Consider the following 21,468-nt stretch of genomic DNA (forward strand, 5'->3'; position numbering starts at 1 on the left):
CCTGAGGCCTCCTTCCCAGTCAAGCCGGGCTCGGCTGCGGGACCGGGATGATCTTGGCGAGCTTCCTCAGGTTCTGGGCGGCGGCTGCGAGGTGGAACTCGTCCTTCGCTCCGTTCGGTCCTCGTAGCCGGAGGCGGTCCAGCTTCAGGATGCGCTTGAGGTGGGCAAACAGCATCTCGACCTTCTTCCGCTCGCGGCGTGAGGTTTTGCCTTCTTCAGATCGTGCGATGTCGCGAGCCATGTCTCGCGCTCCCTCGTAGATCGAGCGCGGGACTTTGCGCACCGGATCGTTCGGGCAACAGCGCGCCTTCAGTGGGCATGGCGTGCAGTCGAACTTGCTCGCTCGATACATCAACGTCGCCCCGTCGTTGACCAAGGTGCCGGTCGTCGTCAGCATCCGGCCCGCCGGGCAGCGATAGACGTCATTGGGCTGGTCGTAGGTGAAGTCAGCGCGTGAGAAGGTGCCGTCGGTGCGGGTCGACTTATCGAAGACGCTGATATGCGGCTCGATGCCCTGCTCGTAGACGAGCCAGCCCAGCATCTCGGCCGAGCCGTAGCCGCTGTCGCCCGCCAGCCGGGCCGGATAGAGATCGAAGCGCTCGCGTGAGCGCTCGATCATGCGTTTGGCCGCCGTGACCTCGGCCTGCCGGATGGCGGTGGTCGCCTCGACATCGACGATGACCGCGTGGTCGAGGTCGATCAAGTAGTTGGCCGTGTAGGCGAAGAACGCTTGCCCGCCGTGTGCTCCGGTCCAGCGAGCGGCCGGATCGGCGGGCGAGATGAACTTGGGTGGGACGGGCGTGGCGGCTCCGAAGGCGGCCTCGTCGAGGACGGCTAGATACTCCTGAGCGGCCCGGCTCACGGCCTCGGGCGGGAGACCGGCAGAGCCTTCGACCCCTTTCTGTCGGTTGGCGTCGGCCTTGATCAGGCTGCCGTCGACGGCAAAGCCCTCGCCACCGACCAGCCCTTCGGCGATGCAGCGGGCGAGCACACGCTCGAACAAGCGGCGTAGCAGATCGCTGTCGCGGAAGCGGCCGTGCCGGTTCTTCGAGAAGGTCGAGTGGTCCGGTACGCGGCCCTCCAGGCCCAGGCGGCAGAACCAGCGGTAGGCGAGATTGAGGTGAACCTCGTCGCAGAGCCGGCGCTCCGAGCGGATGCCGAGGCAGTAGCCGATGATCAGCATACGGATCATCAGCTCGGGATCGACCGAGGGGCGGCCCGTGGAGGCGTAGAACGGGGCCAACTCCTGGCGCAGGCTGGTGAGATCGACGAAGCGGTCGATAGAGCGCAGCAGATGGTCGGCGGGAACGTGGGTGTCGAGCGAGAACTCGTAGAACAGAGCACCCTGCTCGACTTGCCGAGGTCCCATCATCTGCGTCGATCCCTGCCTCACAACAGCAGTGAATCACCTCGCAAATGCCGCTGCAACAGCCGAGTTTTTCAACAGAATCGATCCGGACCGGACGCGCGCGGATCGCCGGCCCGCCGCCGCTGTCGGCAGGCGCTTCCGATGCCGGTCGGCCCGCCGCGCCTTACGGGCGGACGCCTCGCAGGAACATCTCGACGTTGCGCTTCAGTGCCTCCCGCTTGAGGTGGGTCATCTCGGGTCGTTCCAGGCCGAGGACCGCCATGTCGAGCGGCTGTCGGATCGTCGCGTTGAGGAAGTAGTTGGCTGCGAAGCGGACGTCTTCGACCACGATCTGGCCGGTCCGCACGCCGGCCTCCAGGCAGTGCTCGATCATCGCGTGGATTCGGGACTGGCCGAAGTCGCACATTGCGTGGGCGAACTGCGGGAAGCGCTTGGCCTCCGCCGTGATGATTCGCTGGAACGCGACGACGTCCGGAACCAATGCGGACTGCAGCGTCGCCAGGGCGAGCCTGTGCAGACGTTCGCCAACAGGACCATCGTGGGCCGCTTCACGCTCGATGGCCGGTATGCGCTGCTCGATAAAGCGCACGCAAACGGCCTCGAACAGGTCTGCCTTCGATCCGAACCTAACGTAGAAAGTCTTCTTCGAGATCCCAGCCGCAGTCGCGATGGCGTCGATGCTGGCCGCCTCGAACCCCTCTGACAGGAAGATCGGGGTGGCAGCATCCAAGATCCGCAGGGTTGCTTCGCCCTCCGTCCCGCGCGCAGGGCGCCCGACACGCCTCTGAGGCGCCGCCAACGCTGACTCCGTAGGCATCGATGTCGCTCCTCCCTTGCAGGAAACGTAGCGGTCGCCTTTCCCTAACGGAAGGGGATCCCCCTAGGTAGTGCCGAATCACCCATGAATAAGGGTGCGTCAGCCTACGAATTTGAATTGCGCGCCATGCAGAACGAGATTAGGGAACGGCGTCGTTTCATATAATTCGGTCGCGTGGCGGACGTACGATGGCAGTGGCTGAGCAGGACTCGGAGACCCGTTCCCAGGCGCGGAGCCACGATGGCGCTGAACGCGGGCCGCGTAGTGACGACAAGTCCGCGGGCGACACCGCGTCGAAGGCCGATGGCGAGCGGGAGGATGCCGAGAAGCCGTCACCTCTGAAGAAGACCTGGGTGAAGGTTCTGCTCGCCGTCATCGGGATCGCTGCCATCGTCGGCACCGGGATCTGGGCATACCGGTATTGGACGGTCGGCCGGTTCTTCCAGGAGACCAACAACGCCTACATCAAGGCCGATCAGGTGACGGTCTCTCCCCAGGTCTCGGGGTACGTTTCCTCGCTTCCGGTGTCGGCGAACCAAGTCGTGGCTGCAGGCCAGATCCTGATGACCATCGACGACGGCGAGGCCCAGGCGAGGCTCACGGAGCAGCAGGCCCAGGTCGACGTGCGCCAGGCCGACGTCGCCCGCGCGGAGACCGAGCTCTCGCGGCAGCAGGCGCAGATCGACCAGGCCAAGGCACAGCTGTCCGTCTCGCAGGTCAACGCTCGGTTCTCCGCCGAGCAGGTCCGGCGCTACAAGCCGCTCGCGGCATCGGGCGCCGACACCGTGGAAAAGCTCGACCAGTATCGTAGCCAAGCCGAGCAGAACGACGCTCAGGTCGAGGTCAACAAGGCCCAGTTGCTATCGGCCACGAAACAGGTCGACACCCTGAAGGCTGCAGTGGTCCAGGCCAAGGCCGCAGTGGATCAGGCCCGCGCCGGGCTGCTACGGGCCCGCATCGACATCGGCCACGCCACGATCAAAAGTCCCATCGCCGGCCGAGTTGGTGACCTGACCGCCCGGGTCGGCCAGTACGTCCAGGCCAGTACGCGCCTGATGAGCGTCGTGCCGGTCGACGACCTCTACATCGACGCGAACTTCAAGGAGACCCAGGTCGGCCTGATGCGGATCGGGCAGCCGGTGACCGTCGCCGTCGACGCCCTCTCGGGTAGGGACCTGCAGGGGCGCGTGGCCAGCTTCTCGCCGGGCACCGGCGCACAGTTCGCGCTGATCCCGCCCGAGAACGCCACCGGCAACTTCACCAAGATCGTACAGCGCGTGCCGGTCCGCATCCGGTTCAAGGCCGGCTCCGAGGCTCGCAAGGTCTTGGTTCCCGGGCTGAGCGTCGTCGTCACGGTCGATACACGCGCGGCGACCGACGAGGAGAAGGACGAGGAGGACGGCGAGGCCGAAGAGCCCGTGGCACAGGTGGGACCGGGCGGACAGGTCGGCCGGGCGCGTTCGGCGGGCGCCCGTCCGTGAGCGAGCACCACACCCCTCCGGCCAAGGCGGACGCCGCCGCCTGGCTTGCCGTCGCAGCCGGGACCATCGGCGCGCTGATGGCGACCCTCGACACCTCCATCGTCAACGCCGCCCTGCCGACCATCCAGGGCGAGATCGGCGCCAGCGGCTCGGAGGGCACGTGGATCTCGACGTCCTACCTCGTCGCCGAGATCATCATCATCCCGCTCACGGGATGGCTCGAACGCGTCTTCGGCCTGCGCAACTTCTTGGTCACGTGCACCATCCTGTTCGTCGGCTTCTCGGTGCTGTGCGGGGTGGCGACCAACCTCGACATGATGATCATCGGCCGCGTCGGCCAGGGATTGGCCGGCGGCGGCATGATCCCGACGGCGCTCACCATCGTCGCGACGCGCCTGCCTCCGGAGAAGCAACCCATCGGGGTCGCCCTGTTCGGGATGACCGCCGTGCTCGGCCCTGTCGTCGGTCCCGTCATCGGCGGCTGGCTCACGGAGAACGCGAGCTGGCACTACCTGTTCTTCATCAACGTCCCCATCGGCCTCGGCCTTCTCGTCCTGCTCTTCGTGGGCCTGCCGCACGAGAAGGCCCAACCGGCACAGATCTTCCAAGGCGACTGGTTCGGCATCCTCGGCCTCATCATCGGCCTCGGCTGCCTCACCGTGGTGCTGGAGGACGGTCAGCGCGAGCAGTGGTTCGACTCGAACCTCATCGTCTCGCTGAGCGTGGCAGCGGCCTTCGGCTTCGTCCTGCTCGCCATCGGGCAACTCACCGCAAGAGTCCCGGTGATCGACATGAGCCTTCTGCGCAAGCGGGCCTTCGGCAGCGTGTTCCTGATGAGCTTCGCGGTCGGCGGTGGGCTCTACGGCATCCTCTACCTGATCCCCCAGTTCCTGGCGCAGGTGCCGCGCTACAACGCCGAGCAGGCGGGGCACATCGTGCTGCTCTCGGGTGTGCCGACCCTGATGATGCTGCCCTTCTTCCCATTCCTGATCCGCGTGATCGACGTGCGGATCGCCGTCGCCCTCGGCCTGATCTTCTACGGCTGGAGCTGCTTCCTCGATTCCGGTCTCACCACCGACGACGCGGGCGGCCAGTTCGTGGTCTCGCAACTCCTGCGCGGGCTCGGTCAGGGCTTCTCGCTGCTGTTCCTCAACCAGGCCGCGACGACGTCAGTCCCGCCCGAGAAGGCGAACGACGCCTCCGGCCTGTTCAACGGCGCACGCAACCTCGGCGGCTCCTTCGGTCTCGCCCTGATCACCACCCTGCAGGAGCGGCGGAACGACCTCCACACTGACCGCCTGCTCGAATCCGTGAACGCCAACTCCGTCCTGGCTCAGGATCGCCTGAACGCGATGGGCGGTGCGGGCGGCCCCGACGGCATGCGTCAGGCCCTCGCAGGCCTGAAGCAGGTCGTCGACACCCAGGCGCTGGTGATGACTTTCTCCGACCTCTTCTTCGTCTTCGGTGTGATCATGCTGGTGGTCATTCCCCTCGTCCTGTTCCTGCGTCCGCTGCCCAAGGGCGGTCCGGTCGCGATGCATTGAGTCACCGCGTCATGACCCTCAGAACCCTGCTTGGCGCCGCGGCGCCCGCGACGGTCGCGGCCTTCCTCGGCGGCTGCGTCGTCGGTCCGGACTACGCGGGCGCCCCGGACGCCGCGCCCCGTGCCACGACCGGAGCACCGTTCGTACGGGCCGCCACGGTGCGGACCGCCGTTCCAGTCGACCCGCCGGCACGGTGGTGGATCGCCCTGCGGGACCCCGTGCTGAGCGACCTCGTCGAGGAGGCGCTTGCCTCCAGCACCAACATTCAGATCGCCTCGGCTCGCCTGCGTCAGTCCCGTGCCATGCTCGGCCAAAGGACGGCCGACCTCGCCCCGAGCATCTCGGCGAACACCTTCGCGCTGAACAATCAGCTCCCCGTCAGGGACTTCGTCGGAAGCGGCCCGGGCGCCGGTGCATCCGGGGCGACCGTTCCGAAGTCGCTGAACATCGACCTGTACAACGCGAGCTTCGACGCCACCTGGGAGATCGACATCTTCGGTGGCAAGCAGCGCGCCATCGAGCAGGCGGCAGCCCAGGGCGAGGCCGCCGAGGCGGCGCTCGCCGACGCGCAGGTACAGGTCGCGGCCGAGGTCGCGCAGGCCTACGTCACCCTGCGCGGGGCTCAGAGGCGTCTTGCGCTGACACAGAGGGCGGCGGGTCTGCAACGCCAAGCCGTCAGATTGAGCGAGCAACGGCTCGGCGGCGGCGCGGCGTCGTCGCTCGACGTCGAGCGCCTGCGCACCCAGTTCGAGACCACCGCCTCGCAGGCCCCGGCGTTCCAGGCCCAGATCGACCAGTCCCTGAACCAGATCGCCGTCCTGATCACGCGGGAGCCGGGCGCCGTCGATGCCCTCCTGAAGCCGCCGCGTGCGGTGCCGATGCCGCCGCGTGTGGTGGCCATCGGCGACCCCGCCGCCATGATCCGGCGGCGTCCGGACATCCGTCGGGCCGAGCGTGAGCTCGCCGCCGCCAACGCCCAGATCGGGCAATCGGTGGCCCGGCTGTTCCCACGCGTGAATCTGATCGGCAACGCCGGTTGGGTCTCGCCCAACATCGGCTCCATCGGCTCGCTCGCGGCCTCGACCTACAACCTCGGGCCGACCCTGTCGTGGAGTATCCTCGACTTCGGACGCACCCTTGCTCAGATCCGCCAGTCCGAGGCCGGGACGGACGTGGCGCTGGCTCAGTACGAGCAGGCCGTGCTGCAGGCGATGCAGGACGCCGAGACGTCGCTTTCGCGCTACGGCAATCAGCGCGCCACCGTGGCGCGCCTCGCCAGGGCCAACGCGTCGGCGGGTCGGGCCTCGATGCTGACGGACCAGCGCAACGACGCCGGCACGATCAGCACCATCGACGTCCTCGACGTCGAGCGCCAGCGCCTCCAGGCGGAGCAGAGCCTCGCCCAGGCGCAGGCGGAGTACACCAACGCCTACGTCGCGCTTCAGAAGAGCCTCGGCCTCGGCTGGGGCCTGGGCCCGGAGCGCGTGGCACTCGTCGAGTGATGAAACGCCGCTCGCTCGAACGACGCTCGACACAGGGGTCCGGGCGGACCCCCTTCCGGGCCGCCGAAGTTCAGAAATCAAATCCAGGGAGTTTCCAGATGGAAAATCCGGGATCAAGCCATTCGAAAAACCAGATCTCGACCATATGTGATTCGTGACATGAAGATCGTTTACTTGTTCATTGCATATTTGTTCATGACGCTAATTTCTATATGATTTATTATGTTCGAATTTGAAATATAGGAAAAATGCTACGATAGATATTTGCCAAGATAGTGGAAGATTCGATCTGATGATCATCTTCGATATCGCGTTCGTCGAAGAACCCTGGATTTTTATTGATCGCGCGTCCCAAGCCTGTTGGGCCGCGTGGTGCGACGGCCGGCTCATCCCGCCCCCCTTTGAGCCGGCCGTTCTGCTCGCTCGAAGCCCGGCGCCGCCTTGGGTACCTTAGGAAACCTTATGACGTTCCCCCGCCGCCATAGCCTGTCGCGCATAGCCCTCGTCTCGGCGGTCGCCGGATCGCTGGGGGGGTGCACCTCCGTACCCCGCATTGCCTATGGCTCGGGCGAGTCCGCGGCCGGGCAGGTGTCTGGCATCCCCGGCGCCCGCGCCTACTCGGATGCGTCCGTCGAAACATTCACTGCGATGCTGTCTGACAAGTCGGTACGCAACCGCCCCTTCTCCTACCTCGCCTTGTCGGGCGGGGGCGGCGACGGCGCCTTCGGGGCCGGGGTGCTCAACGGCTGGACCGCGACCGGCACCCGCCCCGAGTTCAGCCTCGTCTCCGGTGTGAGCACGGGCGCCCTGATCGCGCCGTTCGCCTTTCTCGGGCCGGACTACGATCCGGTGCTGACCGAGATCTACACCAGCGGCGTCGCCGGCAGCCTGGTGAAGGACCCGAGTGTCGTGAACGTGCTGTTCGGTTCCGGGCTGTTCGGCGACGACCGCCTGCGCGATCTCGTCGGACGCTACGTCACGCCGGACCTTCTCGCCGCCGTCGCCACCGAGCATGCCAAGGGTCGCCGCCTGCTCGTCGTGACGACCAATCTCGACGCCAAGCGCGCGATGATCTGGAACATGAGTGCTATCGCCGCGAGCGGCGCACCCAACGCCGTGACGCTGTTCCGGGATGTGCTCACCGCCTCCGCCAGCATTCCTGCGGTGTTCCCGCCCCAACTGCTCGACGTGCGGACCGGCGACCGCGCCTTCCAGGAGCTTCATGTCGACGGCTCGGTGGTGACACCGGTCTTCACCGTGCCGCAGGCGTTCCTGGTGCGCGGCGGCCGGGCCGGATCGGTCCCGCGCAAATCCAACATCTACGTCCTGATGAACGGCAGGGTCGAACCCGACTTCGAGTTGGTGAGGAACGACACGCTCTCCATCGTCGAGCAGACGGTCGCAACGGGCAGCCAGGCCCGCAGCCGCGCGAGCCTTGCGGCGACCTACGCCTTCTCCCGGGCCAACAACATCGGCTTCCACCTCACCTACATCGACGACGACGCGCCGCGGACCTCGACCGCGCGCGGCTTCGATACGGCCTACATGCGCAGCCTCTACCAAGCCGGCTACGACCGGGCCCGGTCCGGATCGGCCTGGCGGGCGGACGTGCCTGTCTCGCCGCTGACGGCGAAGGTCATCGCATCGGCAAACTAGTGGTTCAGCCCTGACGGTTGAGTCCGTCCGGGGTTCCGGTTTGAAGTCCGTCCTGCGAGTCTCGTGGGATGCGCAGTGACATCTCTTTCACGCTCTCCGCCTCGGATCGCCTTCGGCTAGAGGCCCTGGTCGCGGATCGAAACACTCCGCAGAAGCACGTTTGGCGCGCTCGCATCGTGCTGCTGAGCGCCGATGGGATCGGGACGCACGCGATCATGCGTGAGGCGGCCGTGTCCAAGACGGCGGTCTGGCGCTGGCAGGACCGCTTCGCGCAGGAGGGCGTCGAAGGGCTCCTGCGAGACAAGACGCGGCCGGCGCGCATCCCGCCGCTGGGGCCGGAGGTGGCGGCGCGTGTTGTGGCTCTGACGCAGGAAGATCCGCCCGGCGAGACCACGCATTGGACGGCCGCCGCCATGAGCAAGGTCACAGCCATAAGCATTTCGTCGGTGCAGCGGATCTGGCGGAGGCACGGCCTACAGCCACACCGGGTCCGGCAGTTCAAGCTCTCTACCGACCCGGCCTTCGCTGCCAAATTGCGTGACGTCGTCGGGCTCTACGTCGATCCGCCCGCCCATGCCGTCGTGCTTTCGGTCGACGAGAAGAGCCAGATCCAAGCGCTCGCCCGCACGCAGGCCCCGTTGCCGATGAAGCCGGGCCAGCCGACGACGCGCACCCACGACTACAAGCGCCACGGCACGACGACCCTGTTTGCCGCTCTGGACATCCTGGAGGGCAAGGTGATTGGCCGCTGCATGCAGCGCCACCGGCATCAGGAGTTCATCCGTTTCCTCAACGCGGTCGAGGCGGCGGTTCCGGCGGGCAAGATCGTCCACGCGATCCTGGACAACTATGCCGTTCACAAGCACCCGAAGGTCCGCGCCTGGCTCGATCGCCACCCACGCTGGACCTTCCATTTCACCCCGACCTCAGCCTCGTGGCTCAACGCCGTTGAGGGCTTCTTCGCCAAGCTCGCAAAACGCCGCCTGCGACGCGGCGTGTTCGGATCGCTGATCGAGGTACAGGCGGCCATCAAACGCTTCATCGCCGAGAGCAACGGCGACCCCAAGCCCTTCACCTGGACCGCCGACCCGGATCGCATCATCCAGGCCGCAAGGCGCGGGCACCAAGTGTTAGACTCGCACCACTAGACCATCCCCACCAGGGGGGCGTCAGCACGCATGGATTCCCATGACCCCGCATCGAACGATTCAATGTCTTCTGCTCTACTTCCTGCTGCTCGGACCGGCGAACGCCCAGGCTCAGGCCGGTGTCGCCCCCGAGGTGAGGGAATGGTTGTCCGCCCTCGTGGCCAAAGTCGAAACCGCCGAGAATGCCAACGGCGTCGCCTGGAGCGGGCGACGCCCCCTCGTCGTCGACCTGAGGATCGTGGTCGGTGCGGACGGCGCGTTACGGGACGTTTCCGTTGGGGGACGTTCCCGCTCGCGTGCGACTGACGAGAGCGTCATCGCTGCTGTGAGGTCCGCGGCTCCCTTCGCGCGCCCTCCCGATGCGCTCCTCACGCCCGAGGGGACCGTGGACCTGAGCTTCCCGATGGAATTGACCCGACGCCAATGACGCGTCCCACACCCGCTCGGAAACCTGCCTCCGACACCGGGGCACCATCCGACGACCAACTTCGGCATTGCCGCGTCCCTGAGCGGTGGACACGTCCCGCTCCCGAAAGAGCCGGACACCGCTGACAAACCTGCGAACTCTCGGATGCCAATGGGATACTTCACGAACCGAAACATCGTCACCAAGGCCGCGCGGAACGACCGCATCCGCTATCGTGCGACATTCCTCAACACGATCGGCACGTCGCTGGTCATGCTCGGCTTTTTCCTGCCAGGCATCAGGTTGTGGGATCAATACGACCACCGCTTGGCGTGGTCCGAGGTCCTGCAGGTCAGCCTGACCTATATCCGGACCGAACCCGGCTTCGTCAGCTTGATGGCCTTGGTCATCGGGTTCGCGCTCCACCTCTTGGCGGTGAACCATCTCGGCAGGCTTCAGGACTGACGAACCCATGTTCGCCCAGGAATATCCTGTGACCGAAATCAGCCGGTCCGCTTTCCACCTAACCCGGTCATATGGCCCTGTTTCCAGCACCTGGGAGCGGACATTCCGACTTTCTGCAAAGGGTCCGTAACCGGGAATTGCCCATCGGCCTCATGAAGCTTGAGCCAAGTGCTAGGGCCTGTCGTCGCCCGAACGGATTGCGAATTTTGGCGTTTTCTCGTTTTCCAGTGAGGAGACGTGATGCTGTCAGACGCGCAGCGGGGTGAGTTACAGCCGCTGATCGAGGCCTCTCGCCCGAAGGCCAAGACACCGCCCGAGGAGCTTCGGCGCACGATCTCGGCGATCCTCTGGCGACATCAGAACGGGGCGAAGTGGCGCGCCATCCCCGAGGAGTTGGGTCCATGGTGGCAGGCGGCACAGATCTTCATCCGCCGGGCACGCGCCGGGGTGTGGGAGCGGCTGCTCGATCGCGTTCAGGAGCGCGGCGTCGCGCTGGGCATGGTCTTCCTCGACGGCAGCAACGTTCGGGCTCACCAGAAGGCGGCGGGCGCGGCAAAGAGGGGGGATCTGCGGCCGAGCGAGACGCTCGTGAAGCACTTGGCCGCTCTCGTGGCGGCTATGGCACCAAGGCCTGCGTGATCGCCGACGGGAGAGGCTGCACCGTCGCCTTCCGCATCGCTCCGGGGCAGGCCCACGAACTGCCTCACGCCATTCCGCTCCTCGACCAATTGCCCGGCGTGCCCAAGTGGGGCGTGGGCGACCGCGGCTATTCCAGCCACGGCTTCCGCGAGCACATCTGGACCACCGGTGCGCGTCCCGCGATCCCGACCAAACGCAACGAAGAGCAACTCTCCTGCCCGGACTGGGCCTTCAACAACCGCACCATCGTCGAGCGGTTATGGGCGCGCCTCAAGGAGTGGCGCGCCGTCGCCACCCGCTACGAGAAGACAGCCGTCAGCTTCGCCGCTGTCCTCTGCCTCGCCGCAACGCTCGATTGGCTCAAGTGACAGCAGGCCCTAGGTCTTCCGTAGAAGTTGAGCAATGCGACGTGTGCGCCTTATAATCGCGCGCAAATGTTCACAGAGAAGCCACTTTGCCCATGCGCTCAGATGAGTCGAGCTGCAAAGCTACGTAGTGCTTTTTCTCATGGAATGATGAATGCAGGGCGCCACGTTGTGTTCCTGACAGCGCAGCATACCGGGGCTGCACTAAATTATTTAATAGAACAGTCTGAAATCACTTTGTCACAGACCGCAAGAAAGTGCCAGCTAGGTGTATGGTCTATTGCTATCGCAATATTTTCTACCGCTCAAGAAATAATTATATTTATACTGAAATCCATGGGGGCAATTCAATAAATTTCATCCCATTATGTGAAAAACACTTTTCCAATTTTTTTCTGAAAATCGAATTTCATTCTGCGATCTCAATCCTTCCTCAGATGTTGCACCGTCGATATTCGGTGGTCTCCCGAAATCGCGGTGGTCGCCCCGATCATCCTACCAAGAAGGCATGCACTGGCTGTTGGAAGGACCTCTCTCAGCACCAGGGGGTGTCTCGGGAGCTGAACGGACGAAAGCACTCATACTGACGGTCAGGAGCGCGCGACGGACTTATGCCAAATTCACAGATGCTGCGTGACATGGCCCTCTTCGTCGAGGTGGCCAAGCAGAAAAGCTTCAGCAAAGCGGCAACCACTCTGGGCATGCCGATCTCGTCACTCTCACGGCGTGTTTCTGATTTCGAACAAATGGTTGGCTTGCGCCTGCTCGATCGAACCACCCGCCGGATCGCTCTGACGTCCTACGGCGAAGCTTATCTCGCCCAAGCATCTCGGCTCGTTGATGAGGCAGAGCAAGCCTTCGACAACCTCGTCGCTGAGGCGAAGGGACCAAGCGGCTTCCTCAAGATCGCTGCGCCGCCAGATTTCTGGGTGCTGCATCACCTCTCACGGATCGTCACAGAGTTCTCTGCGCAGCACGAGCACATCCACGTCCATCTGGATCTGAAACCCAACGCCGTCGATCTCGTAGGTGACAACTACGATTTGGCTGTGACCATCGAGGAGCCACGCGAGACCTCGCTGATCATGCGCAGGGTAGCTGAAGTGGCGAATGGCCTGTTCGCCGCGCCGGATTATCTCAATGATCGCGGTTGGCCCAAAGAACCCCATGACCTAAAAGATCACAGCGCCATCGTTCCCACACAGGGATCGGGCACGACTTGGTCCCTCAGCCGCAACGCCGAGACCATTCCACTCCAGGTAAACGGATCGCTCACCTGCAACTCACCGAGCCTCGCACGCAAGTTCGCGCTGGCGGGACAAGGCATCTTTAGCGCGCACTGCCTCAGCGTCAAACGCGATGTTGTAAACGGTCGGCTGGAGCAGGTGCTGTCGGAGTGGGATCTACCGCCGACGCCGGTCTACATCGTCACGACTTCACGCCTCCTGCCGGCGAAGGCACGTAGCTTCATCGAGTTCGCCATGAGGCAGCTTCCGATCATGCTTGCTGCTGGAACCGGTGGTGAGGCTTGGAGCCAATTGAGGACGGACCAAGTCGGCGTCAGGCTCATCTCGCCTTGAAAGGCCTGTAACTCGCTTGAATAGACCGTAGCGCACGAAAGCTATGTCAGATCTGCCCCAGCTGGCATCCGTGGGGTGGCACTGCTCGCGGGACGCGCTCCTTGAAAGGGGGAGCAAGCCCAGGCCATCGGCCGCTCGTGAGTCGGACGTACGACCAAGATCCACGCCCTCACCGACCGGTTCTGCCGTCCACTCGCCTGCCGTTGGATTTTCCACCCTGGTCCACCGTTCACCGCTGGTTCCTGCGCCCGTCGAAGGCGGGCGTGTTCGAGCGCCTCGCCCACGCCCTGACCATGGCCGATCGCGAGCGCGCCGGGCGCGAGGCCAGCCCGATCGGTGCCATCCTCGACGCGCAGGCGGCGCCCTCGGGCGGCATCGGCGTCAAGGGCGAGCGCGGCTACGATCTGGCCCGGCGCGTAGTTGGCTGCAAGCGTCACGCGCTCATCGATACGGACGGTCGCCTGCTCCTAACCACCGTCTCGACGGCCGACCGGCACGACAGCCACGGCGGGATTGCACCGCTACGGGCGTCCCGTCGTCTATAACTCTTCCTGGCCCACTGCTTTGCCGATCAGGCCTATCGGGGCGAGCGTGTCGGCAGCGCCACCGCTATCACCGTCGAGATCGTCAGACCAGATAAGGGGCAGAAGGGCTTTGCCGTGCAGCCCCGCCGCTGGGTCATCGAACGCACTTTCGGTTGGATCGCGCGCTGCCGCAGGCTCGCCCGAGCCTACGAGGCGACACCCTACTCCGCGCTCGCCTTCTGCGTCTTGGCCGCCGACATGATCCTCGTCAGACGTCTTGCGCCACCATTACGAAACGGGGTCTCACAGCCCGAAAGCTCGCATAAGACGTGGATGACAAACCGGGTCAACTCCAAATGGCCCACAGGCCATACCTCAGGACGAACCAATCCTACCGGCGGATCAATCGCCACGCAGATCAGCAACGGCGCCTACGCCGCGCACAGCCGAGGCGTGTTCGTCGGCATAAGAGCCAGGTCGCGTTGAAAGTCAGCGGATGCGCCGCCGTCTAGCGAGGAAGGCGACGAGTTTCTCATCAAGGCAGGCGTCCGAACGCTCTCGCAGGATTTCGGCAAGGCCGGTGCAGGCGGCCGATCGATTGAGGGACTCGTCTTCGTGCAGATTAATCAGTATTTCCGCTAGACGTACCGCTGTGTCTTCCGCTTCAGGCGGAAACGGGCGGCCGAAGGCAAGTTCACCCGCTGCTGTTTCCGTTGCCACGCATGGGATGCCGGCGCCGAGAGTCCCCGCTATCTTCTGCGCGAGGTTCGGTCCGAGGGCGAGCGCGACTCGGACACCCTCCGTTGGATCGATTCCATCGACGACGGGAACAATCCGGGCCTGCGGGGTTCGCCCTGCTACGGCTTCCGGCAGGTGAAAAGGGATGGCCGGGTTCCTGACCCAAACGGCCTCGATCACCCTGTCGAGCAGCGGGCGCATCGCCGGAGTGGTCACCGGTCCGAGGCTCGTGCCGAGGAGAGCGATGCCAGCGCGGCTGGCGAAGGGAATGTCGATTGGACTGACCGGCACGGTCCATGGCACGAGCGTGACCCGCGTGTTGGGACTCGATTTGGCGAAACGGGCGGCATCGGCCGGATCCGTTGTGAGGAGGTCGTCGGCATGCCCCATTGCGGTGGCTTCGGCGAGTTCATTGCGGTGCGCCCGTTCGAGAAAGCCCAAATGTCCGGCCCCCATCGACAGGGATTCGGCCTGGGCTGAGGCCGTGCGCAGATAGACCGCCCGCGCCGTAGGGCAGTCGTGCCGAACCATTGGCAGATACCGAGCTGCGGCGGCGAGCCCATGCACGATAACGACATCGAACGCGCCCCGCTGCCGACGCAGCACCTCTTCGACGGATATCGTGTATGGCGCTGCATGAAGTAGAACACCCGCCTCGTTCAAGCGCACCCGTTCTGCCACCTCGGCGTCGAGAAGATCGGCTGGGACGAAGGTGACCTCGTAGCCGATCCGTCGCAGCGACAGCATGACGTCGAGGACCGTGTTGTCCTCACGGGTTTGAGGAAGTCGCTCGTCGATGACAAGGGCGCGCAGCGGCGGTGGAGGGGGCTCGTCCGGCCGAGGTTGACCGCGATGCCGGGTGAAGCGTTGCCGGAAATGACGCAGGGTCCGATGCGAGGCCAAATCCGCTCGGCGGTACAGCACAGCCTCGACCTGATCGACTAGGAAGGCGAGAGTCCGATCGAGCGTTGAGGCGTCGGCGACGGCAATCAGGCCCGAGACGCTCCGCTTCACATCCTCGTCGAACGCGTCGGCGGATTCGATGACGATGGGCGAATCGCCGAGTGCCTCCCCCGATCCCTCGATCGTCGCGTGAATCACGTGACGCTGAAAAGCTGTGAGCGGGTGGGGCAGATAGACGTCAAAGCTGTGATGCCCGTCACCGACACCCGCGGCATGGAGGTCACCGCGGTAGCGATTGGCCAGGACCGTCAGCAGGGGTTCCCCGTTAGCCGTCAGAGATACACGAACGGGTTTCTCCGGATGGGCCTCATCGAAGGCCCATCCGGAGATGTGCCGACGCGTTATCCCAAGATCGAGATAGCCGCGCGGCATGACGTCCTAATCCTTGATGGACTCGTCAGGCCGCCCGTTTCACGGCGGTGGCACGCGCGGCGATGCGATCGCGAATCGCTTGCACGACCTCCCCGTCCTCGACCCGTGGCGCAGCGTAGACCGGGTCGATCTCAGGACGGTTCGGGTAGAGCGCGTGATACTCGTGTACGTTCTGGAAGAGATTCCGGCTGTCGTCGTCGACGAAAGTCTCAGCGCCGACGCCTTCCGCGAGCACCACGTCGTGATCATCGAGCTCGATGTGAAAGTAGTCTACCGAATCGACAGTCGACGCCTGGATCACCGCCACCCCGTCGACGAGCCGGCCTGCGGGCACGAGAACGTCGTTGATCAGCAGGGCATGGCAGGGCGAGAGTGAGAGGTCGCGCAGCGGCAGCCCGTCACCCAAAGCACCCGCGAGGACGGTGACCGGCAGTGCGGTCCGGTTGCCGGCGATAAAGGCGCCTTCGTAGCGACGAGTTCCAATCCAGAGCACCGGCTTCGACTCGCCCGTGACGGTCATCACGAGGTCACCGATCCGCAAATGCTCAACCTGACGCTCGCCATCCGGCGTCGCGACATGCGTGCCCCGGACGAGGCAGGCTGTGTATGTACCGGTCCCGACCTGCGCGAGGCCGTTCGTCGTCAGCGCGTAGACGGTTGGGTTCGCGCCGATCCCGAGTTGTGTGCCGAGTAGGGCACCGCCGGGCAGGGAGCCGACATCGATCGTCGCTCCGCCATTGAGCGCCGTATTGGTGAATAGGAAGGTCGAGCTTCCTGAGGTAAACGTGAACTCACCAGGTCCTTGTCCCGTAAAGGTAACGGGCTGGCTCACGGTGTTACCGGCGCCGTTGATGTAGCTCACTGTTTGAACACCGCCTGTTTGCGTGAAGGTCACGTCCGTGTTCGTCGCCACTGGGCTCGCGATCGTCACGAGGCCGGTCGTACCGAGCGCAAGGTTCGCTAGGCCCTGAACCGTGCCGGCGACGGCACCTGTACCCACTTGGTAGATATTGCCGGACGTGATCGTCTGATTATTTGGTAAGGCCATCGCGATCCCCTTGTGTTGTTTCCGGCGCCTTTGAGACCGGCGCGGAAAATCTGCGCCAGCGATCACATTCGAATGCTCAAACGCGGTCACTGACTTGCGGATATGCAGTCTTACGCACAGTTTACCGAGTCATCATCTCGCAACTGATTTGAGCGAGCTAGATCGACGCAGTCATTTTAGTTGGATAATACTAAATCAACCAACATCGGAAATATATCAATCGACGAAAAACAATGTCAAACTAAATTAGAACGCGAAAATCACTCGAAATCATGATGTTGCAAAACTACATAAGCTCATTTTGGTAAATTCATTTCCACTTCCGGTCACAGATTCGCATTTATCGCGACAGTTGTTCGATCCCGTTCGACCCTGGCAGTTTCAGATTTGGTTCGCTGCCAATGATGGCACGCCGCATAGCGGCGTCGACGCGCAACTCTGACCAGCCATCTTCGATCAGAGCGAGGCCAGCCTCGGCGCATCTGCGATTGAGCGCCTCGTCCTGGTGAAGCGTAACGATAGCAAGCGCTAAGGCCTCGTCGCTGTCGCCTAGGCAGACATCCAGTGCTGCCGGAAGGCAGATCCCCTCTGCGGCGATGCCAGTCATGGCGCAGGGCACCCCGTGAGCGAAGCTTTCCAGCACCTTCCCCTTAATTCCGGCGCCCCAGGCGAGCGGTGCAACGGAAAGCCGTACGCGATTGAGCGCGAAGAAAAGATCCGGCACATGACCCAGCACCTCGATACCATCGAGGTTCAGACCGGCGAGCTCGTCCGGCATGTCCGAACCGATTAGAAAGCAGGGAATGTCGGGTTCCGTGCTCCACACCCGTGGCATGATCGCGTGGACGAGACGACGCGCTGCATCGAGGTTGGGCGCATGCATGAAGCTGCCAACGAATGCGACACCGCGGCGCCGATCGAATGGTCGGACGACCGGCCGGGGGGTTACTGACCAAGGCACGACGGCGATCGGCGTGCGCCCTAAATCAGCTTTCAGCAGTTCCGCTTCATGCGTCGAATGCGTGATGACACTCGATGCAGACCAGGCTGCACTGAGTTCGCGCAGGCGGATGAGCTGGCTGTCGGCGGCGATCCGTTCAGAACCGTAATACTCGCCCTGCCGTTGAAGCCTGAGGTGATGAAGGTCGGCGACACTGAAGACGAGGCGCGCGGTGGGCTGGAAACTCCGGGCAAGAGGCCCATACTTCGCTGCGTTCGTGTAGCGATGAATATAGACGAGGTCGAAGGTGTTGGCCTCGCGGCGCAGAACTTCTTCGACCGAATTCGTGTGAGGGCGCAGGTGAAGGGTCATCCCTTCCGCAGTCAGCGCATCGGCCGTGAGCGATCGTACGCCGTCTAGATCGGACGGGACAAAACTTATCTCATAGCCGAGCCGCCTGAGAGAGCGGATATGCGACAGAATTGCCATGGAGCCGGCGTCGCGCCGTGAATCGGGGAGCTGATCGTCGATCACGAGGGCGCGAAGCGGCTCCTCTTCCGCCTCGCGGCCTCTGCCAATCGCGTGCTCATCAGCCAGCCGCCGGCGCAATCCTTCGACCAAATCGACCAGAAACTCGATGCGTTCACGCAGCTCCGGAGCCTCCATCGGCGTGGCCAGCAGCGTAGTCAGGCGTGCCTGCAAAACGGGGCCGAACGCCTCGGAAGCCTCGAGAATGACGGGCGAACGAAACAGGTCTGCTCCGTCAATTTCCCGAAAGACCCGAACGATGTTACGCCTGGATGCATCGAGACGAGCAGGAAGCCAGACGTCGAAACCATGATGGCTCGAGCTAAATCCTGCCTGAAGAAGATCATCCCTGGCTCGATCGGCTACGACGCGCTCAAGAACTTCACCATTGTTGGCGATTAGCAGGACAACCGGCTCGTCTGGCAACTGAGGGTTGCGCGCCCAACCCCGTACTCGATAGGGCGAGACGTTGTCGATCTCGCCCTGAAGCCCCGCGCGCGCTTCGGCGAATGATGGCATAGCAATCACCGTGGCATCATCCGGAACTCGCCGGAATGCGGACAACTGGCCATCACGACGCGGCGCTCGGTCGACCGACGCGGGGATGGCGCATCGCAATAATCCGTTTCAGCTTTTCGTGCGCGGCCCACGCATCTGTCGAGGTGCGGGACTTCCCGTGAACGCGATAGCGACACAGAATTTCTGGAACGAACCCGATATCCAGATCATGCTTCAGGCATTTGAGCCAAAAGTCGTAATCCTCCCAGCCCTCCTCGATATGGCTGTAGCCGCCGATGCGTTCCCAGGCGCTTTTGGCCACGAGCGCCATAACGTCGATGTAATTGCTTTCATACAGCGCATCCCCATCCCAGATGTCGGCCACGCCAAGCTTATGCTCGTCGCCGAAATGTTCGAGCTGTGGGTAGGTCGCATCGAACGATCCTGATACCGCGGCCTGATGTAGACGTGCGATGGCACGGGGGTAGGCCACGTTATCCGCATCGATAACGAAGACATGCGAGCTGAGCGCAAGAGAGAACGCAGTGTTCCGGGCCGCAGATGGCCCTTGATTGCGCAGATGGCTTACCAGCAGGCAGCGATGAAAGCGGTCGGCATGCTTCTTCATCCAGCGCTCACCGGCTGCGAGCGTGCGATCACCCTCGGACCGGTCGTCGACGACAATCAGGTCGAGCGCAGCATGCGTCTGTGCGCGCAACGAGTCGAGGCACGCGCCGAGGTAACGCTCGTAGTTGAACGCGGTGACGCAGATCGAGACGAGATCGTGGGGCCTCGGCCCCGACGGCTCTGTCTCAAGTACAACGCGATACTTGGGTATCCAGGGTTGCATGGTGTCACACGAAGCAAGAATCAACGAAGGCAGCGATACGATGCCCCGACTGGTTGCGCGTCCTGGCGCGGCGCAAAACCCCCGACGCCGCTTCGCGGACGCTTTCGGCTCGGGCCATGCCGTCCTCAGAGCGGAGCAGCCACTCGATCAAATTTTGCAGATGGCGGCCTGCTTCCTCAAAGAAGTGAACGCCCGGCTTGAAGACGGGATGAGGTAAGCACGGCTCGGACACGACGAGACTGCCACAATCCATCCCTGTCCTGACGATGCGATGCCACTCGAAAAAACCGTACTCGTCGCGATGAATGTTCAGCGTGATCTTGGAGTGTCGGGCAACATGGCCGGCGAGCCGCGTCAGATCACGATCACGCCCAATGCCCTTGATCGGGCTCGTGAAGCGTCGGCAATAAAGGAACGTCTCGTAGTCGGATAGAAACGCTGCGGCTTTTGTGAAAAATCTTTCGCGATGCATCGACATCGCGCCGAAGAATGAGACGTCGATCGGCCGCTCTGCTAGCGTTGCTGTCGCTCGCGAGAGTTGCTTAGCAGCTGGAGGCAAGACACGGAATAATGGATTGCCGATGTCCGGCGCACCTTCGGTGTCGATAGCACCACACAAGTCGATATGTAATGTCGGGATGCCAGTATCTCGATAGAGTGCGGCAACTTGAGGCGAAATATCGATTACGCCGCGCGACATGAGGGAAAAAGGGATCGCCCTGTCGAACCAAACCGTCTGAGGTTGCTCAGTATTGAGTACTATAGACCTAGCAACAAAGTTCTCGTTGGCTAGCTCACGCCCTTTTCCAACAAAAAAGAACTCATGCGGAGCGACTATAATCGATCGTGCCGGTATCGCCGTCAAGTCGGCATTCTCGTTGTGAAGAGAAGCAGAATATCCTGCTTCCTGAAGATCATTCACAACGCACTCGGCAATTTCCTTGAGAAAAACGTTGCCTTCACTGTTGTAAAAAACACCGATGCATTCGTTCGATCTGGGTGTGGCATTAATTTTTCTGCATGCGCCTTCACCATCGTCGTAATCCGAGGGCAAGTCGACAACATCCTGCCTTTTGGCCTCAGCTTCAACGGATGCCTGAGAGACCAATCCGAGCATATTTGCGATATTGTCTTTGCGAAATACGCTTCTGCCTTCAGATATGCCGTAGGTTAGAGCGTGCTGATGTGGAATCAGTCCGGCTACGTTGCGCAGTGGCTCGTTCAAAGCCATATAATCGACATCAGAAAATAAAGGAAAATGTTTAAACCGGTCCACTGCGGTCCTAACTGAAAAATCCGAGAACGCTGACAGTTGACCCTTATGAAACTTCGTATCGAGCTTCTCGGTTTTGGAACTTCTGTCGGTATCCCCGTTCTGCGCCGAAATAGGCATACGATTTTGAACATAATGCATAAGTGGATTAACTCGGTCGCGGATTTCTGGCGCCATGTACTTTGACGCATATTCGAATGTATCAAACCAATTGTTGGGATTGCGGCCTTCGCTAGCACCGTACTTCACATAATGATAAATCGGATTTACCTTAGACCTTCGCACGTCGGGATAATTATCTACATACCAATCTTCATCGAATAGTCCGCAATTTTTTATAAAATCAAACTGAACAATTTCTGACTCCTTCAGGTCACGGTATTGAGCACGGTTTTGCGAGTTTTGATCGTGCTTATAGTAAGATAAAGACAAAAGCTTCATCAGTAGATCCTGTCGATCACTTGCTGAACTGACGTATCTTTCGTTCTTACCTGCGTCAGTTTCTCAAAGGCGCGTTCGATACCTTCATCAGTATATAATCCGTAATCATAGCCAAAAAAATGGAAAGGTAAATTTCACTCGAGAACACCTCCCGGCCATCACAATTGGGCAGGAGTGTCCGAACGCTGCTGGCGGCAGAACTCTGACGAAAGAGCCAACAGGTTCAGGTTTCTGCGTGGAATGGACGCAGTCTCCACGGATGCGCAGAGAAATGTCGTTCACCCTATCGGACCCGGACCAAAAGCGATCTCCATCCAAACG

16 protein-coding genes and 2 pseudogenes are annotated in these 21,468 nt (G+C 62.6%); 11 read left to right on the forward strand and 7 right to left on the reverse strand.

All coding sequences use genetic code 11. The features are described 5' to 3' along the window. Positions 1-19: 19 nt before the first annotated feature. Positions 20-1,372 (reverse strand): transposase, encoded by a 1,353-nt coding sequence (locus J2W78_RS03275; protein ID WP_253368010.1) that lies wholly within the window; start codon positions 1,370-1,372, stop codon positions 20-22. A 160-nt stretch (positions 1,373-1,532) separates the two neighbouring features. Continuing rightward, positions 1,533-2,099 carry a TetR/AcrR family transcriptional regulator gene (locus J2W78_RS03280; protein WP_253368011.1) on the reverse strand — a complete coding sequence of 189 codons (567 nt, stop codon included), beginning with the start codon at positions 2,097-2,099 and terminating at the stop codon, positions 1,533-1,535. 275 nt (positions 2,100-2,374) lie between these two features. On the opposite strand from J2W78_RS03280, the gene J2W78_RS03285 reads away from it, so the two are divergent. The 11 genes and pseudogenes from J2W78_RS03285 to J2W78_RS03335 all read left to right on the forward strand — a co-directional run. Further along, the gene (locus J2W78_RS03285; protein ID WP_253368013.1) at positions 2,375-3,667 is read left to right on the forward strand and encodes an HlyD family secretion protein; all 1,293 of its coding nucleotides are present in this window, start codon (positions 2,375-2,377) and stop codon (positions 3,665-3,667) included. Then, positions 3,664-5,211: an MDR family MFS transporter gene (locus J2W78_RS03290; RefSeq protein ID WP_253368014.1), complete on the forward strand. Its 1,548-nt coding sequence runs from the start codon at positions 3,664-3,666 to the stop codon at positions 5,209-5,211. Before J2W78_RS03285 ends, J2W78_RS03290 begins: the two co-directional genes overlap by 4 nt. Positions 5,212-5,222: 11 nt before the next feature. Beyond that, a complete protein-coding gene (locus J2W78_RS03295; protein WP_253368016.1) occupies positions 5,223-6,713 on the forward strand; it encodes an efflux transporter outer membrane subunit in 1,491 nt (496 codons plus the stop codon). Between the two features lie 462 nt (positions 6,714-7,175). Beyond that, on the forward strand, positions 7,176-8,369 hold the full coding sequence (locus tag J2W78_RS03300; protein WP_253368018.1) for a patatin-like phospholipase family protein: 1,194 nt from the start codon (positions 7,176-7,178) through the stop codon (positions 8,367-8,369). Positions 8,370-8,437: 68 nt separating this feature from the next. Further along, positions 8,438-9,517, forward strand: a complete 1,080-nt coding sequence (locus J2W78_RS03305) for an IS630 family transposase (RefSeq protein WP_253368020.1) — start codon at positions 8,438-8,440, stop codon at positions 9,515-9,517. A 40-nt stretch (positions 9,518-9,557) separates the two neighbouring features. Further along, complete coding sequence (locus J2W78_RS03310; protein ID WP_253368022.1) at positions 9,558-9,944, forward strand: energy transducer TonB family protein; 387 nt, start codon at positions 9,558-9,560, stop codon at positions 9,942-9,944. 150 nt (positions 9,945-10,094) lie between these two features. Continuing rightward, a complete protein-coding gene (locus J2W78_RS03315; protein WP_253368024.1) occupies positions 10,095-10,388 on the forward strand; it encodes a hypothetical protein in 294 nt (97 codons plus the stop codon). A gap of 240 nt (positions 10,389-10,628) precedes the next feature. Beyond that, positions 10,629-11,395 (forward strand): IS5 family transposase gene (locus J2W78_RS03320; protein ID WP_253368025.1). Its coding sequence is split into 2 segments (ribosomal slippage): positions 10,629-10,947 and positions 10,947-11,395, totalling 768 coding nucleotides; the frame shifts between segments, so codons are not numbered across the junction. 635 nt (positions 11,396-12,030) lie between these two features. Next, positions 12,031-12,972 carry a LysR family transcriptional regulator gene (locus J2W78_RS03325; RefSeq protein ID WP_253368027.1) on the forward strand — a complete coding sequence of 314 codons (942 nt, stop codon included), beginning with the start codon at positions 12,031-12,033 and terminating at the stop codon, positions 12,970-12,972. 108 nt (positions 12,973-13,080) lie between these two features. Beyond that, positions 13,081-13,170 (forward strand): annotated as a pseudogene (locus J2W78_RS03330) (IS5/IS1182 family transposase); the annotation flags it as partial. After that, positions 13,170-13,787: pseudogene (locus J2W78_RS03335) on the forward strand (IS5 family transposase); the annotation flags it as partial. The pseudogenes J2W78_RS03330 and J2W78_RS03335, both read left to right, overlap by 1 nt. Before the next feature lie 198 nt (positions 13,788-13,985). Here the strand turns inward: J2W78_RS03335 and J2W78_RS03340 are convergent. The 5 genes from J2W78_RS03340 to J2W78_RS03360 form a co-directional block, all read right to left on the reverse strand. Beyond that, complete coding sequence (locus J2W78_RS03340; RefSeq protein ID WP_253368030.1) at positions 13,986-15,569, reverse strand: hypothetical protein; 1,584 nt, start codon at positions 15,567-15,569, stop codon at positions 13,986-13,988. A gap of 25 nt (positions 15,570-15,594) precedes the next feature. Beyond that, positions 15,595-16,617: a Hint domain-containing protein gene (locus J2W78_RS03345; protein WP_253368032.1), complete on the reverse strand. Its 1,023-nt coding sequence runs from the start codon at positions 16,615-16,617 to the stop codon at positions 15,595-15,597. A gap of 340 nt (positions 16,618-16,957) precedes the next feature. After that, the gene (locus tag J2W78_RS03350; protein WP_253368034.1) at positions 16,958-18,649 is read right to left on the reverse strand and encodes a glycosyltransferase; all 1,692 of its coding nucleotides are present in this window, start codon (positions 18,647-18,649) and stop codon (positions 16,958-16,960) included. A 7-nt stretch (positions 18,650-18,656) separates the two neighbouring features. Continuing rightward, positions 18,657-19,433 carry a glycosyltransferase family 2 protein gene (locus J2W78_RS03355; protein WP_253368036.1) on the reverse strand — a complete coding sequence of 259 codons (777 nt, stop codon included), beginning with the start codon at positions 19,431-19,433 and terminating at the stop codon, positions 18,657-18,659. A gap of 4 nt (positions 19,434-19,437) precedes the next feature. Next, the gene (locus J2W78_RS03360; RefSeq protein ID WP_253368038.1) at positions 19,438-21,147 is read right to left on the reverse strand and encodes a hypothetical protein; all 1,710 of its coding nucleotides are present in this window, start codon (positions 21,145-21,147) and stop codon (positions 19,438-19,440) included. Positions 21,148-21,468: the final 321 nt, after the last annotated feature.

Origin of the sequence: Methylorubrum extorquens, assembly GCF_024169925.1 — a bacterium.
GTDB lineage: Bacteria > Pseudomonadota > Alphaproteobacteria > Rhizobiales > Beijerinckiaceae > Methylobacterium > Methylobacterium extorquens_A.

Coding starts and splice junctions, on each gene's coding strand:
- J2W78_RS03275 (WP_253368010.1), bottom strand. CDS start 1,372: ATGATGGGACCTCGGCAAGTCGAGCAGGGTGCTCTGTTCTACGAGTTC.
- J2W78_RS03285 (WP_253368013.1), top strand. CDS start 2,375: ATGGCAGTGGCTGAGCAGGACTCGGAGACCCGTTCCCAGGCGCGGAGC.
- J2W78_RS03295 (WP_253368016.1), top strand. CDS start 5,223: ATGACCCTCAGAACCCTGCTTGGCGCCGCGGCGCCCGCGACGGTCGCG.
- J2W78_RS03300 (WP_253368018.1), top strand. CDS start 7,176: ATGACGTTCCCCCGCCGCCATAGCCTGTCGCGCATAGCCCTCGTCTCG.
- J2W78_RS03305 (WP_253368020.1), top strand. CDS start 8,438: ATGCGCAGTGACATCTCTTTCACGCTCTCCGCCTCGGATCGCCTTCGG.
- J2W78_RS03310 (WP_253368022.1), top strand. CDS start 9,558: ATGACCCCGCATCGAACGATTCAATGTCTTCTGCTCTACTTCCTGCTG.
- J2W78_RS03315 (WP_253368024.1), top strand. CDS start 10,095: ATGGGATACTTCACGAACCGAAACATCGTCACCAAGGCCGCGCGGAAC.
- J2W78_RS03325 (WP_253368027.1), top strand. CDS start 12,031: ATGGCCCTCTTCGTCGAGGTGGCCAAGCAGAAAAGCTTCAGCAAAGCG.
- J2W78_RS03340 (WP_253368030.1), bottom strand. CDS start 15,569: ATGCCGCGCGGCTATCTCGATCTTGGGATAACGCGTCGGCACATCTCC.
- J2W78_RS03345 (WP_253368032.1), bottom strand. CDS start 16,617: ATGGCCTTACCAAATAATCAGACGATCACGTCCGGCAATATCTACCAA.
- J2W78_RS03355 (WP_253368036.1), bottom strand. CDS start 19,433: ATGCAACCCTGGATACCCAAGTATCGCGTTGTACTTGAGACAGAGCCG.
- J2W78_RS03360 (WP_253368038.1), bottom strand. CDS start 21,147: ATGAAGCTTTTGTCTTTATCTTACTATAAGCACGATCAAAACTCGCAA.